The following is a 15,152-nucleotide window of genomic DNA, read 5'->3' on the forward strand; positions in this document are numbered from 1 at the left end:
GTAATAACTCAATGACTTAAACACCTGCTTCGCCATCAATGGCAGGCCAGGCAGGTACTACTAAAACTATATGTTATATTATTTTTTAAATTATCTGAAATCTCAATTCAACATCAGCATCGTGGGTGGTGGCATGTTCCAGTTTATCACCTTCCGCGTTACCATGGCTCTATTGCTGTCATTGGTAATATCCCTGTTGTTGGGTAAAAGAATTATCAGAACGCTCCAGCGCCGTCAGATCGGGGAAACTATCCGCGAACTGGGACTCACTGGTGAAAATTCCAAAAAAGGTACCCCAACCATGGGCGGCCTTATCATCCTGTCTGCCATTGTCATTCCAACATTATTATTCGCTCAGGTAGCCAATGTTTATATCTGGCTGATGCTGCTCAGCACCATATGGCTGGGATTAATCGGCTTCCTGGATGATTATATCAAAGTATTTAAAAAGAATAAAGAAGGTCTGGCCGGACGATTCAAAATCATGGGCCAGGTAGGACTCGGACTGATTGTAGGCTGTACCCTTTACTTCAATAATGATGTAGTGGTTTCCCGTGAAATTATGGGCGCAAAAAAAATCGCTCCTTATGAACACATGGCGAAGAACCACCCGGAAAGAGTAACCCGCGATGGTCACCGCTTTGCGGATGTGAAAACGCCTATCACCACCATCCCGTTTGTAAAAAATCATGAGTTCAATTATTCTAAACTCATCTCATGGATTCCAGGCGCTGAAAAGTATACCTGGGCCATCTATATACTGATTGTAATCTTTGTAATTACGGCGGTATCTAATGGCGCTAATTTAACAGACGGACTTGACGGCCTGGCAACGGGCGTTTCGGCGATTATAGGGGTAGGCCTCGGCATTTTTGCTTATGTCTCCGGTAATATCCAATTCGCAGAATACCTCAATGTGATGTATATCCCCAACCTGGGCGAATTATCCATCTTCATTGCGGCATTCGTAGGCGCCTGCGTAGGATTCCTCTGGTATAATGCCTTTCCGGCACAAGTATTTATGGGAGACACGGGCTCGCTGGCCATCGGCGGTATCATCGCATCGCTGGCCTTCATCGTTCGTAAAGAACTGCTGATCCCCATATTCTGCGGCGTATTCCTGGTAGAACTGCTATCTGTAATGATACAGGTATCCTACTTTAAATACACCAAAAAGAAATACGGCGAAGGAAGACGACTGCTGAAAATGTCGCCACTTCACCACCATTATCAGAAAATCGGTTATCACGAAAGTAAAATATCAGTGCGCTTCTGGATCGTAACCATCATGTGTGTGGTTTTCGCCATTGCAACACTGAAAATGAGATAGTAAAAAGATTCAATTCATTAAAACTAACGTAGAAGGTTAAACGAAATGGCACACAAACTAATCATATTGGGAGCGGGAGAAAGTGGAATCGGCGCAGCCTTGCTGGGAAAACAGCAGGGATATGAGGTTTTTGTGTCAGACGGAAGCAATATAAAAGACATTTATAAGCAGGAACTGGCGGTAAACCAGATACCATTTGAGGAAGGACATCACTCCTGGGATATTATACTGAACGCGGATGAAATCGTGAAAAGCCCAGGCATCCCTGAGAAATCAGATCTGATGAAAAAGGTACGCGAAAAAGGCGTCCCTGTCATTTCCGAAATAGAACTGGCCTACCGTTTTTCGACAGGTAAAAAGATTATTGCCATCACCGGCAGCAACGGCAAAAGCACCACCACCGCCCTCACCTACCACATCTTTAAAACCGCAGGTTATGATGTGGCCATGGTAGGAAATATCGGTATCAGCTATGCCCGCCAGGTGGCCACCGCACCAGCGGAGTATTATGTGATTGAAGTTAGCAGCTTTCAGCTGGATGACATCAAGGAATTCAAACCCGATGTATCCATCCTCCTGAACATTACGCCTGATCACCTGGATAGATATAATTACCAAATGGAAAATTATGTCAAATCCAAATTCAGAATTACCATGAACCAAACTGGCGACGATAAATTCGTCTACTGCATGGATGATCCTGAGATCACGCAACACCTTACGCAGCAACCCATTTATTCAACATCAATACCTTTTACCATCATGAAACGATTGAAAGCAGGCGGCTTTGTCGACAACGACCAGTTGCACATAAAGGTAGACGAGGACCCGGTAATAGTATCCATCTATGACCTGGCCCTGAAAGGGAAACATAATCTCTACAATTCCATGGCCGCAGGTATCGCTGCCAAAACCATGGGCATTCGTAAGGAAAAAATCCGCGAAAGTCTTACCAGCTTCAAAAGTCTGGAACATCGCATGGAATACGTAACCACGGTAAAAGGGGTGGACTTTATCAACGACAGCAAAGCTACCAACGTAAACTCCGTATGGTTCGCACTGGAAAGCATTGAGAAGAAAGTCGTACTGATTATGGGAGGTGTGGATAAAGGAAACGATTACACCGCTATCCGCCCGCTGGTACAGGAAAAAGTGAAAGCGATCGTTTGCCTGGGTGTGGATAATAAACCTATCGAAGAAGCTTTGTCTAAGGATACGCCCGTGATGGTCAGCACTATCAGCATGAAAGAAGCTGTTACCACCGCGCTGAAACTAGCAGATAAAGGAGATGTAGTACTGCTCTCCCCTGCATGCGCCAGCTTCGATCTGTTTAAAAATTATGAAGACAGAGGCCGACAGTTTAAAGACGCGGTAAGAGAACTATAATAATTGGGTTAAAGGTATTGTAACGGTCACGAATAAACGAATATGAATAATCTGCTCTATAGAACCAAAGGCGATAAAGTTATCTGGACGATAGTGATTTTCCTATCGCTGGTTAGCTTGCTGGCGGTATATAGTGCAACAGGCTCGCTGGCCTACAGGGAAAGAGGTGGACACACGGAGTATTATCTCCTTAAACAACTTTCCGTACTGGTCATGGGTCTGCTGATCATCTACTTTGCTCACCGGGTGAATTACACGATTTACTCCAGGGTGGCACAGGTAGGCTTCCTGATATCGATTCCGCTGCTGGTCTATACACTGGCTTTCGGTTCTCATATCAACGATGCCAGCAGATGGATCAGACTCCCGATCATTAACCTGACCTTCCAAACATCGGACGTGGCAAAACTGGCCATATTCATGTACGTAAGCAGGCAGTTATCGAGAAAACAACACATTATTGACGATTTCAAGAAGGGTTTCCTTCCGATCATCGTACCAGTAGGCGTTATATGCCTGCTCATCATGCCGGCCAATATGAGTACGGCCCTCCTGCTGGGCGCCAGCTGTATGTTGCTTTGCTTTATCGGCAGAGTACCTATCCGCTTCCTCGCAGCCATGATAGCCGCCGGAATGGTTCTGGTAGTCATGATGTTCATGCTGGCCAAACTGACAGGAAAAGAGATGCGTACCAAAACATGGCAAAAACGTATCGACAGCTTCCTGCATGATGATCACACCGAAACGCCCTACCAGGTGCAACAGGCAAATATTGCTATCGCAGGTGGAGGCTTTCTGGGGAAAGGCCCGGGCAATAGTACCCAGCGTAACTTTCTGCCACACGCCTATTCGGATTATATCTATGCAACGATCATTGAAGAATATGGTATGGTAGGGGCATTTCTGATACTGGCGTCCTATATGTTACTACTACTGCGATGTATTCGGATATATCGAAAATGTCCTTACGCCTTCGGCGCATTCCTAGCAGTAGGGCTAAGCGTCACACTGGTCATACAGGCACTGACCAATATGGCGGTAAATGTGCACCTGTTCCCGGTTACAGGGGTGACGCTCCCAATGGTAAGTATGGGAGGTTCCTCCGTGATATTTACCAGTTTAGCCATCGGTATTATACTGAGTGTGGCGAGAAATGTGGAAGAAATGGAAGGTAAACAAGCCGAAAAAGAAAGACTCGAAAGAGTAATGGCAGCAAGAGAAGATCAGGCAATAGCTTAATAATATTCAGATAAACAAAAGAACTATAGCAAATGCAACGCAAAATTATCATAGCAGGCGGCGGTACCGGAGGACATATCTTCCCGGCCATTGCCATTGCCAATGCGTTGAAGAAGATTCAGCCCGATACGGAGATTCTTTTTGTAGGCGCCAAAGGCAAAATGGAAATGGAGAAAGTGCCACAGGCAGGCTACAAAATTGAAGGTCTCGAAATAGCAGGATTCAATCGCAGCAATCTCTTTAAAAACATTTTGCTGCCATTTAAAATCTGGAAAAGTTTGAGAGACGCGAAGTCCATTATCCGGAACTTCCAACCAGACGCAGTAGTGGGCGTTGGCGGTTATGCCAGTTTCCCCATCCTGAGAGCTGCCCAAAAAATGAATATCCCGTCCCTGATCCAGGAACAGAATTCATTCGCCGGCAAATCCAATAAAATACTGGGGAAAAAAGCCAGGAAAATATGTGTGGCATATGACGGCATGGATAAATTCTTCCCGGCAGATAAACTCATATTAACAGGCAACCCTGTACGAAATAATATTACACAGTCGGCCGTTACCAAACAAGATGCGGTACAACATTTCGGACTGTCAGAAAACAGACAAACTGTATTTGCAGTAGGTGGTAGTCTGGGTGCAAAATCCATCAACGAAGCGCTGCAACCACTGCTGGAGACTTTAGTGAAGAAGAATATCCAGCTGATCTGGCAAACAGGTAAGCCGTTTTATGAAACAGCGAAAGCGGCAGCAGCGCCTTACGCTTCACATGTGAAAGTATACGAATTCATCAACGTAATGGACTTCGCTTACAAAGCGGCAGATGTAGTATTATCAAGAGCAGGCGCACTGGCCATTGCTGAACTTTGTGTGGTAAGAAAACCTGTCATCTTCGTACCATACCCATTTGCAGCAGAAGATCATCAAACCTCCAATGCGATGAATCTCGTAAATAAGAAAGCAGGCTTGATTATCAAGAATGATGCAGTGCAAACGGAGCTGGAAAGTGTACTCTTCAGCCTCCTGCAAAACAAAGCGCTGATGGAACAAATGGAACAGCACATTGGTACGCTGGCCCATCCAAACGCTGATATGGACATTGCAAACGAAGTACTGGCTATCATTCGATAAAAATTATTTTAAAAGCAGAACAAAAAATCTGCTTCAACATACAGAAACGCAATCTGAAGAAAAAACTGATAACGCTTCTTCAGAAAAATTTCAAACAGTTATCAGAAGATAACTGTCTTTATAGTGAGAATATGGATTTGAACAACATACATAGGGTTTATTTTATTGGCATCGGCGGTATCGGAATGAGTGCCATTGCACGCTATTTCAATGAGAAAGGCGTAAAAGTGAGCGGGTACGACCGTACGTCAACAGTGCTGACAAAGCAACTGGAAGAGGAAGGTATGCAAATCCACTACACAGACGATATCAATCTCCTGGATAAAGCAGCTAACCTGGTCGTATATACGCCGGCTATTCCGGCCAATCATACAGAACTGGGCTGGTACCGTGAACATGGTTATGAAGTGGTAAAACGCAGCGATGTTTTACAGGAAATTACACGTACCCTCTTTGCAATTACAGTGGCAGGCACCCATGGTAAAACCACCGTTTCCACCATGATTGCACATCTGTTGACCGACAGTGGTTATGGTTGTAATGCATTCCTGGGCGGTATTAGTGTGAACTACAATAAGAATTTCTGGAGCAGCGATAAACAAGTAGCAGTAATTGAAGCGGATGAATATGATCGCTCTTTCCTGAAATTAAGTCCTGACATTGCCGTTCTGACGGCTATGGATGCTGACCATCTGGACATTTATGGCACACCGGAAGCAATGGAAGAGGCATTTATTCAGTATACGCACAATATTAAACCAAATGGCACGCTGATTGCTCGGTTCGGCCTTCATCGTGATAGAGAACTGAATGCAACGAAAAAATTGCTGTACAGTTTACAAAATGATGCAGCCAATGCATATGCTGCCAATATTCGCATGAAGAATGGCGGTTATGAATTCGATGTAATGCAACAGGACTGGATGATAGACAACCTGGAACTGCACATCGGCGGTATGCATAATGTGGAAAATGCAGTGGCGGCTATCACAGTAGCACATTTACTGGGTATCAGCGCTGACAAGATCCGCGCAGCAATGGCCTCCTTCAAAGGCATCAAACGCAGGTTTGAATATGTGGTAAAAAATGATCGTCAGGTATACATTGATGATTATGCACACCACCCGGAAGAACTCAGAGCACTGATCACCAGTGCAAAGGCGCTCTTCCCAGGCAGAAAAACAACTGTCATATTCCAACCGCATCTGTTTAGTCGCACCCGCGATCTGGCAGATGGTTTTGCAGAAGCGCTGTCGATTGCTGATGAAGTGATCTTACTGCCGATCTATCCTGCACGCGAGCTGCCAATTGAAGGCGTAACGAGCGAGATGATTGCAAACAAAATCACCGCGCCGGTACAGGTAATGCCAAAAGAAGAAGTATTGAAATGGCTGCAATCAAATCCTTCTCCATTGCTCATCACAGCAGGAGCCGGAGATATTGATCAGTTAAAAGAACCAATAAAAAATATCGTTCAGTAATTATAGTATGTCTAAAACTACCACCATATTGAAAAGACTCGGAATCGTCACCCTTTGGGCGGCGGTACTGACAGGCTTTGTCATTTTGATGGTAGCCGCCAATAACGCCAGAAGCGAAACCGTCTGCAAAAAAGTCAATGTAAAGCTGGAAGGAAAAGACGACAACTTTTTCATCGAAGCAAAAGATATCAAATCATTGATCAACAAAGACAAATCCATCAATCCTGTCGGCAAACCTGTTGGTAGTATTGATGTAGCGCAACTGGAAAAAATTATCAGCTCCGATCCATGGGTAAAAAATGCAGAACTGTATTTTGATAATAAGCAACAGCTGAATATCAAGATTACCCAAAGAGAGCCGGTAGCCAGGGTTTTCACCTTTTCTGGTAACAGCTTTTACCTGGACGAATCAGGAGAACGTATTCCTGTTTCTACCAAGTATGCCGCCAAGGTACCTGTGTTTACAGGGTTTCCAACAGATGCGGAAAAACTGCAACAGCCAGATAGTCTGCTTAACGTACAAATCGTACAAATGGGTAGCTATATTATCTCGCATCCTTTCTGGATGGCACAGGTAGCCCAGCTGATGATTACGCCTGAACGCAGATTTGAGTTCATCCCGCAATTAGGCGATCAGGTAATCGCATTCGGAGATGGCAACGACATCGATAAAAAATTCACCAAACTACTGGCTTTTTATCAGGAAGGTCTGAATAAAGTAGGCTGGAATAATTATTCACGCATCAACATTGCATTTGAAGATCAGGTTGTATGTACCAGGAAAGACGGAGTGCCACCATTGCAACCCGTTGTAACAACCGACAGCGTTAAAGTAAACGGCGCAGATGAAGTGCCCGAATACGAAGACCTGGATTCCACTTCACATGCAACAAAAAAACCGGAACCGGTAACAGCGGCCAAACCAGCCACCAAACCAACTCCGGATGCCAAGGCAAAGGCAGCAAAGCAAAGGGAGCCCGAAAAAGAGAAAGCGAAAACGAAGGAAAAAGCCCGAACAGAAAAGCCAAAGCCACAACCTAAAGCAGTGTATAAGCCAGGGAATAAATCTGTTAACACATCAAAAAAACAAAACACGCCATGAATCAGGAAGCTCCCATCATTGTAGGCCTCGACATAGGAACTACGAAGATTGCTGCCATAGCAGGACGGAAGAATGAATTCGGGAAACTGGAAATCCTGGGATTCGGTAAAGCCACATCGTTTGGCGTTCAGCACGGTATGGTGCTGAATATAGACCAGACTATAAAGGCAATCAGGCAAGCCCTGGAAAATTGTTATGCATCCAACCCCAACCTGGAAATCAATGAAGTGTATGTTGGCATCGCCGGACATCACATCAAGAGTTTGCAAACCCGCGGTGATATTGTACGCAACGATACCGATGCTGAAATATCCCAGAAAGATATAGATCAACTGATCAACGATCAGTATAAAACCGTCATTCCTGCAAGTGATCAAATCATTGATGTGATCCCGCAGCAATATATAGTGGACAGTTTGCAGAATATCACCTACCCCATTGGTATGTCGGGGGTGAAGGTGGGCGCGAACTTCCATATCATCACCGGCGATAAAAACGCCATCCGTAACATTAACCGCAGTGTGGAAAAATCTGGTCTCAAAATAAGAGATCTGGTATTACAACCACTGGCTTCTGCCGCTGCAGTCATGTGCGATATGGACTTTGAAGCAGGTGTTGCCATCGTAGATATCGGTGGCGGTACTACCGACCTGGCTGTTTTCTATGAAGGTATCCTGAAACACACTGCAGTGATTCCTTACGGTGGCGAGAATATCACCAACGACATCAAGAACGGTCTGGGTGTACTGAAAACACAAGCAGAACAGATGAAAGTGCAATTTGGCTACGCCCTGGCAGACGAAGCTAAAACAAACGCATATATCACGATCCCGGGACTGCGTGGCCAGAGCCCGAAAGAAATTTCTGTGAAAAACCTGGCCCATATCATCCAGGCACGTATGAGTGAAATTCTGGATTTCGTGGTATACCACCTGAAACAAATCGGCATGGATAACAAAATGCTGAATGGCGGTATCATCCTCACTGGTGGAGGCTCTCAACTGAAACATCTGATCCAGTTAACAGAATACACCACTGGCGTAAGTGCTCGCATCGGTTTCCCGAACGAACATCTGGCCAGCGGTCATATCGATGAACTGACCAAACCAATGTATGCTACTTGCGTTGGGTTAATTCTCAAAGGCTATAACGATTATGAAAATGATCGTAAAGCAATGGAAGAGAATTATGTGAAAATTAATACCAGCTATCTTGCAAAAGAACAAGCTGCACAAACCATGGCAGAACAAGAAACCTGGACAGAGGAGCAAACGCCTTCTTCCCAGGAAATACAGGATAGAAAGGCAAAAGAAAGAAATGCATCTTTGAAAAATTTCCTTGATAAAATGAAAACAAAGATCATTGATATGTTCACAGAAGAAGAAGACGCAAAACTATAAGCAGAGATGGCGCAATTGTTGCTGTTAGTAGCCTTCCGGGTAACTATTGCGCTAGATCTAACGGATATAATAAATAAGAATTAAGAACGATCGTTAATAATGAAGGGATAAATGAACCATAGTAACAACATAGTAAAAGCACACTTAATTCTTAGTAGTTCATTATTAACAAATCGTACTAACCCATAAATGAGACAGAGTCATGATACATTTTGATCTTCCTAAGGAAAAATCTTCTATCATCAAAGTCATCGGTATTGGTGGTGGCGGAAGCAATGCGGTGAATCATATGTATAGCCAGCGCATTGAAGGCGTGAATTTTATTATCTGCAATACCGATGCTCAGGCTATTGCAAACAGTCCTGTCCCCAATAAAATCCAGCTGGGCCCCCATCTCACGCAAGGATTAGGCGCCGGCGCTAACCCCGAAATCGGCAAACAGGCTACAGAAGAGTCCTTTGAAGAAATCAAAAAAATACTGGAGGTGAATACCAAAATGGCATTCATTACTGCTGGTATGGGCGGTGGTACCGGAACCGGTGGCGCCCCTATTATCGCACGTATATGTAAAGAGCTGGGTATCCTCACCGTTGGTATTGTTACCACCCCATTTTCTTATGAAGGAAAAAAACGAATGGGTCAGGCAGATGAAGGTATTTCCCGTCTGAAAGAATACGTAGATACCCTCCTGATCATTTCAAATGATAAACTCCGCCAGAAATTCGGCGACCTTAAATTCAAGGCCGCATTCGAAAAAGCGGATAACGTACTCGCTACGGCTGCCAAATGTATCACCGATGTGATCAACTCCACCGGTCAGATCAACGTGGACTTTGCCGATGTGTGCACCGTTATGCGTAATGGTGGCGTTGCCATCCTCGGCTCCGCACTCGCTGAAGGCGAAAACCGTGCTCAGCGCGCAATCGAGGACGCACTCACTTCTCCGCTCCTGAACGACAACGATATCCGTGGCGCGAAATGGATCCTTATCAATATCTCTTCTTCTGAAGGTGAATTCGAACACACCCTCGATGAAATGGATATCATCCAGGCTTATGTTCAAAGCCAGGCCGGTGAGGATTGCGACGTGATCCTCGGTGTGGGCTACGATCAGGCACTCGACAGGAATCTGGGCGTTACTATCATCGCTACCGGTTTCGAACAGAAACCCATCCAGCAGATGAAAACAACTCCCTCCAACCCTGAAAGAGTTGAACCTAAAATCGTAATGCAACTGGGCAAAGATGGCGATGAGAAAAAAATGAATATGGGCCAAAGCCAAGGTCTACTCTTCCAGGAACCACAGGACCTGATGGCGCCACGATTGATGGACCATCCAGAACCTGCTATGCCCTATTCACAACCAACTCCACCTCCTGCCGGACAACAAGCGCCTATCGCGCCTTCCCGTCAGAACTACGTACTGAATATTCAACAAACGCCTGTACAACCCGTTCAGGAACCTATTCAACAAGTAGTACAACAGGTGCAGCCAATACAACCTGCTCAACCCCTGCAGCAATCTGCTCCGGTAAACAATGCACAGAATAACATCAACGTTATTCAACCGCAGACAGGTAACGCTAACGGCTATATGAACAGACCAGCACACATCTACGTGGAACCAGGCACCACTCCTTCACAGGAAATGAAGATGGTATACAAGGAAGAGGAACATAACCACACTCCTATGCCACCGGAAGTTCCTATGCATAACGCATACGAAGAACTGGAAGAACAAAAACGCAAACAGGCAGAACGCGTAGCAAAACTGCGCAGCATCAGCTTCAATGTGAAAAACATGGATAACAATGCTGAAATCGAAAACGTTCCCGCTTATCTGCGTCGTAATGTGGCACTGGACAATGGCGCAGGATCTGCTGAACAGTTCTATTCCAATTACACTGTAAGCGGCGAACCTGGCCAAAATAATCCAACAGAAATAAATACTATAAATACCTTTTTAGATGGGAAAAAACCCGATTGATCACATAAAGTGTATCTTTTTCGGTAATAATTTGATTGTTTTTTAGTTGTGTTAAGAAAATCCTCCGGCTCTCCGGAGGATTTTTTTATTGCCATTAGCTACATAAAAAAACTCCCGCCATAGGACGGGAGTTACAAATCTTATAAGAACTGCCTGCTTATAATTTACTCAATTGCGCTTTTGCCGAATTGATAATAGTAGATGCAGGCGTATTTTTCAACGTACTGATTTCTATCGTCTTCAGGATTTCATCCAATTGCTGCAGCTTTGCAGTTTGTTTGCTTTTTTCAAATTCTGCCCTTAAAGCCCTGATTTTCTCAAAATCCTGTATACCTTCAACCAGTCTTTCGAAACGAATAGAGGATCTCGGTCCCGGATATACGAAATAGGTATCTCCAGCCGCCCAGGCTCTGAAGCGACTATCCGTCAGTGGATCTTTTACCCAACAATTAAATGCCCAGCGTAAATAACCATTATATCCTTTTGCTGCTGCAAACCAACCCATGAAAGTGGCTTCCGCAGGAGGCGAGAACGTGAAGGTATTTGGATAACCTTCTGTACAGCAGGTATAGAAAGTGGTAGGCCATCCTTTCTTCTGTCTGGCTGCCATTTCTTCTTTAGTGAACTGCTCGCCGGAAGCAATGCAATAGTCATAGATTTCATTCACCAGCGGTGCATGATGACTACCTGCCAGCGAGAGTTTCAGCTGCTTATCCGCTTTACGAATAATTGCCAGCGCTTCCTGCATATCTTTCATCGGACGCTCATCCATCGCGATGGTGGTGATATCAAACCAGCCTTTTTGTTTCAAATGCTTCACAAAACTGTTCAACATCGGCTGCCAATGCGCAGCATACTCCGGAGTACCAGGCTTGGCCACTATAAAAGTATCCTTAGCGGCAGCTTCATCATAATAGTAGAATTTCAGATTCCATGGAATCATGCTATAACAGTTGATTTCCTTTCTGATGCCTAAATCCATCATAAAAGTTACCCACTTATCGAAAATGCTGTAATCATAATTCCAGCTGCCATCTTTCTTTTTGGTCCATTTGATCATTCCACTGTAAACATCCTGTGTCTGACTATTCCATGGATCATAAATCAATGTGGCAGTGATACATTTTTGTCCGGCAGCTGCCAGCATTTGCATGTATGGTTTCATTGCCTGGAAATGTGCCTCGCTCCAGGGTTTTACATCATACATTCTGGCTACTGCGTCAGGCCCTTGCCAGAGATCCAGGTGGAAAGCCCATTTATCGGGCGTTGGCAGCGTACGCGCCTGCACTTCCAATTCAAATTTTTTCACCGTTTTCACACCATCCGCATTAATCTGTACAGTACCATTATAGAGGCCTGCAGGCGCATTTTGCGGCACCTGGATACTGATCCAGACAGGTTGCGTATTTCGGGCTGCTACAGCGTTGGAACTGCGTAAATCAATACCATCTGCTACCAGGGAAGAATCGAAATCCTGTGGTTTTCTGTAACCGCATCCACCTCCATTTTTATTCAGTTCATCTGTCATTACATAACGAACAAAGCCAGTTTTAACTGCACTAGCAGGGAAGGTATAGTTTTTCCCTTGTAAGGAAACGCCATGAACAGAAAGCTGTTGAATAGGTTTGGAGGTCCAAATGAGTAGCTGTAGGGAGACGCGTTCCCCTCTCCATGCATGGCCTTTCCAGGTCTGCGAAATTTGAGAGGCATCCGGCGAATTTCGTTTTTCATAACGGGTATCTGTGTTGCCGAATGCAATACCTTCCGGATTACTTTGCCAGGAAGCAGCATTTACTGGGCGTGGATCAGGAAGTTCTGTATAGTCGCGGGTAACTGGCGACTGCGCCCATACGTTTTGTTGCAATGCCAGCAGTACCAGCATGCCAAAAAATTTGTTCACCATAATAAGAGATTTCCATTGTGTCTTTGGAAAATGACCGCCATCTACCAAAGAAGATTGCCCAATATCTTAAAAAAAACCGGTTTTTCTAAGATATTGGGCAATTTGGAGATCTCCGTTCATGGAAATCTTAGAACTTATGTACAATCCGTTTGAGTTGCAGGTTGGTCACCGGCGCCACTACCAACGGATATTTTTCTATGGTTACATAGCTGGAATCCAGTCCGAAACCTCTCTCTTCAGACAGACTGATTTTCTTCAGGAAGAAGTACATCTTCATGATCATTCTTTCATAGAGTGGCAGATCGTTATCGTGCGACAGGAATTTCTCCATTACAATAAACTGGAAATCGCCTACTACATTATTCTTACTGAGAGATTCATAACGGCTGGTGATATTCACTTCTTTGTTGCGCACCATATCTTCCACTACCATTCTGAACATCAGGTTAATACGCTGCTCCACTTTGAAACCGAGGCGGAATTCCACGCGGATCACCTCATTTGGGATGATCGTTTGTACAGAATATTCGCTGAGATACGGTTCATCGACAACATCTACGTGTACAAACCAATAAATATCGGCCCGTTTAGGTTTCTTATTCAGAATACTATAGATGATTTTATGCTCAATCTCCTTAGGATTATCGGCACTACTCATATACACCAGGTGAGTGGCATATTTAGGAATAGTAGTATCATTACTGAGTTCCTGCATGATGGGGAGATAGTCTTCCAGGCGTACAAATTCCACATAGCGGTTTTTGATTTTCCTGGATTTAAACCACACCATCATCACTAAGAAGAGGGCGCCTGCGACTACCACTGTCACATAACCGCCGTGTGCAAATTTCACGAGGTTAGCGAAGAGGAAGGAGAATTCTATGGTGAAATAGACGACGAGATACAACATTATCCAGCCTATCCACACTCGCCGCGTATAGAGATAGAAAGCGAACAGACAGGATGTCATCAACATACATATAGTAATAGACAACCCGTAAGCAGCTTCCATATGGGAGGATTCCTGGAATAACAGTACGATGGCCGAGCAACCTACAAACAGCATTACGTTAATACCTGGGATGTAGAGCTGACCTCTCATTTCTGTAGGATAATTGACTCTCATTTTAGGCCAGAGGTTCAGTCGCATCGCTTCTGCAATGAGTGTGAACGAACCAGAAATCAGCGCCTGGCTGGCGATGATAGAGGCCATTGTAGCGATCAATACCCCGAAGATGATGAACCATTCTGGCATAATGGTAAAGAATGGGTTCTGATCTTTGGGGATGATTTGTCCTTTCTGGGTCAGGAGCCAGGCGCCTTGACCGAGATAGTTTAAGATGAGGCAGGATTTCACAAAAATCCAGGATACGCGGATATTTCCACGACCGCAGTGGCCCAGGTCCGAGTATAGGGCTTCCGCTCCCGTCGTACAGAGGAAGACGGCGCCGAGGATTAAAAATCCTTTAGGGTAGGTGGTTAATAATTCGATGGCATAATGGGGACTGAATGCCTTAAAGATGCTCATATCGTCGGCGATATGGGTGATCCCGAGAATACCGAGCATAGAGAACCAGAGTACCATGATAGGGCCGAACATACGGCCAATGGATACGGTTCCGAATTGTTGCATGATAAACAGTCCTGTAATAATGGCCAGTACTATTTTGACGATAGTTAACTGGCTAAGATCTTTAAAGACTTCCAGCGTTCGAAGGCCTTCAATGGCAGAGGTTACAGTGATGGGCGGGGTGATGATCCCGTCGGCAAGGAGGGCGGCGCCTCCGATCATACCAAATATTACCGTCCATTTGGCATGTCTTCTGACGAGGGCATATAGGGAAAAGATACCTCCTTCCCCTTTATTATCTGCGCGGAGCGTCAGGATAACGTACTTAACTGTTGTTTGCAGTGTCAGTGTCCAGATGATACATGAAATACCACCTATAACGAGTAGGTCGCTAATGGGATTTCCGCCGACTATGGCTTTAAACACATAGAGCGGAGAGGTTCCGATATCGCCGTAGATAATACCAAGCGCTACTACTAAACCTGCCAGGGAGACCCTGTTAATGTTTATACCCACAAAATAAAATTTGTTAAAAAAGCCCCCAAAATTATATGATTTTGGAATACGGAGCAAAGGAAAGGAAAAAATGGACTTAAGGTGTCAACTATGGGAGAGGACAGGGAAAGA

General features: G+C 44.8%; 10 protein-coding genes. 8 read left to right on the forward strand and 2 right to left on the reverse strand.

All coding sequences use genetic code 11. The features are described 5' to 3' along the window. Positions 1-70 precede the first annotated feature (70 nt). From mraY to ftsZ, 8 genes are all read left to right on the forward strand, one after another. Positions 71-1,330, forward strand: coding sequence for a phospho-N-acetylmuramoyl-pentapeptide-transferase (mraY, locus tag CLV59_RS26770; RefSeq protein WP_111595179.1), 1,260 nt, complete (start codon positions 71-73; stop codon positions 1,328-1,330). A 45-nt stretch (positions 1,331-1,375) separates the two neighbouring features. Further along, positions 1,376-2,716 carry a UDP-N-acetylmuramoyl-L-alanine--D-glutamate ligase gene (murD, locus tag CLV59_RS26775; RefSeq protein WP_111595180.1) on the forward strand — a complete coding sequence of 447 codons (1,341 nt, stop codon included), beginning with the start codon at positions 1,376-1,378 and terminating at the stop codon, positions 2,714-2,716. Positions 2,717-2,758: 42 nt separating this feature from the next. Beyond that, positions 2,759-3,955, forward strand: a complete 1,197-nt coding sequence (locus CLV59_RS26780; RefSeq protein WP_111595181.1) for an FtsW/RodA/SpoVE family cell cycle protein — start codon at positions 2,759-2,761, stop codon at positions 3,953-3,955. A gap of 32 nt (positions 3,956-3,987) precedes the next feature. Continuing rightward, the gene (gene murG, locus CLV59_RS26785) at positions 3,988-5,082 is read left to right on the forward strand and encodes an undecaprenyldiphospho-muramoylpentapeptide beta-N-acetylglucosaminyltransferase (RefSeq protein ID WP_111595182.1); all 1,095 of its coding nucleotides are present in this window, start codon (positions 3,988-3,990) and stop codon (positions 5,080-5,082) included. Positions 5,083-5,213: 131 nt separating this feature from the next. Next, complete coding sequence (gene murC, locus CLV59_RS26790; protein WP_111595183.1) at positions 5,214-6,563, forward strand: UDP-N-acetylmuramate--L-alanine ligase; 1,350 nt, start codon at positions 5,214-5,216, stop codon at positions 6,561-6,563. A 28-nt stretch (positions 6,564-6,591) separates the two neighbouring features. Then, complete coding sequence (locus CLV59_RS26795) at positions 6,592-7,665, forward strand: cell division protein FtsQ/DivIB (RefSeq protein ID WP_211324033.1); 1,074 nt, start codon at positions 6,592-6,594, stop codon at positions 7,663-7,665. Further along, positions 7,662-9,065 carry a cell division protein FtsA gene (gene ftsA / locus CLV59_RS26800; RefSeq protein ID WP_111595185.1) on the forward strand — a complete coding sequence of 468 codons (1,404 nt, stop codon included), beginning with the start codon at positions 7,662-7,664 and terminating at the stop codon, positions 9,063-9,065. Before CLV59_RS26795 ends, ftsA begins: the two co-directional genes overlap by 4 nt. A 202-nt stretch (positions 9,066-9,267) precedes the next feature. Beyond that, the gene (gene ftsZ / locus CLV59_RS26805) at positions 9,268-11,052 is read left to right on the forward strand and encodes a cell division protein FtsZ (protein ID WP_111595186.1); all 1,785 of its coding nucleotides are present in this window, start codon (positions 9,268-9,270) and stop codon (positions 11,050-11,052) included. A 157-nt stretch (positions 11,053-11,209) separates the two neighbouring features. On the opposite strand, the gene CLV59_RS26810 is transcribed toward ftsZ, so the two are convergent. Together CLV59_RS26810 and CLV59_RS26815 are read right to left on the reverse strand one after the other, a co-directional pair. Further along, positions 11,210-12,955, reverse strand: a complete 1,746-nt coding sequence (locus tag CLV59_RS26810; RefSeq protein WP_111595187.1) for a DUF4091 domain-containing protein — start codon at positions 12,953-12,955, stop codon at positions 11,210-11,212. A 127-nt stretch (positions 12,956-13,082) separates the two neighbouring features. Beyond that, positions 13,083-15,041, reverse strand: a complete 1,959-nt coding sequence (locus CLV59_RS26815; RefSeq protein ID WP_111595188.1) for a KUP/HAK/KT family potassium transporter — start codon at positions 15,039-15,041, stop codon at positions 13,083-13,085. Positions 15,042-15,152: the final 111 nt, after the last annotated feature.

Source organism: Chitinophaga dinghuensis (assembly GCF_003259435.1).
In the GTDB taxonomy this organism is placed as follows: domain Bacteria; phylum Bacteroidota; class Bacteroidia; order Chitinophagales; family Chitinophagaceae; genus Chitinophaga; species Chitinophaga dinghuensis.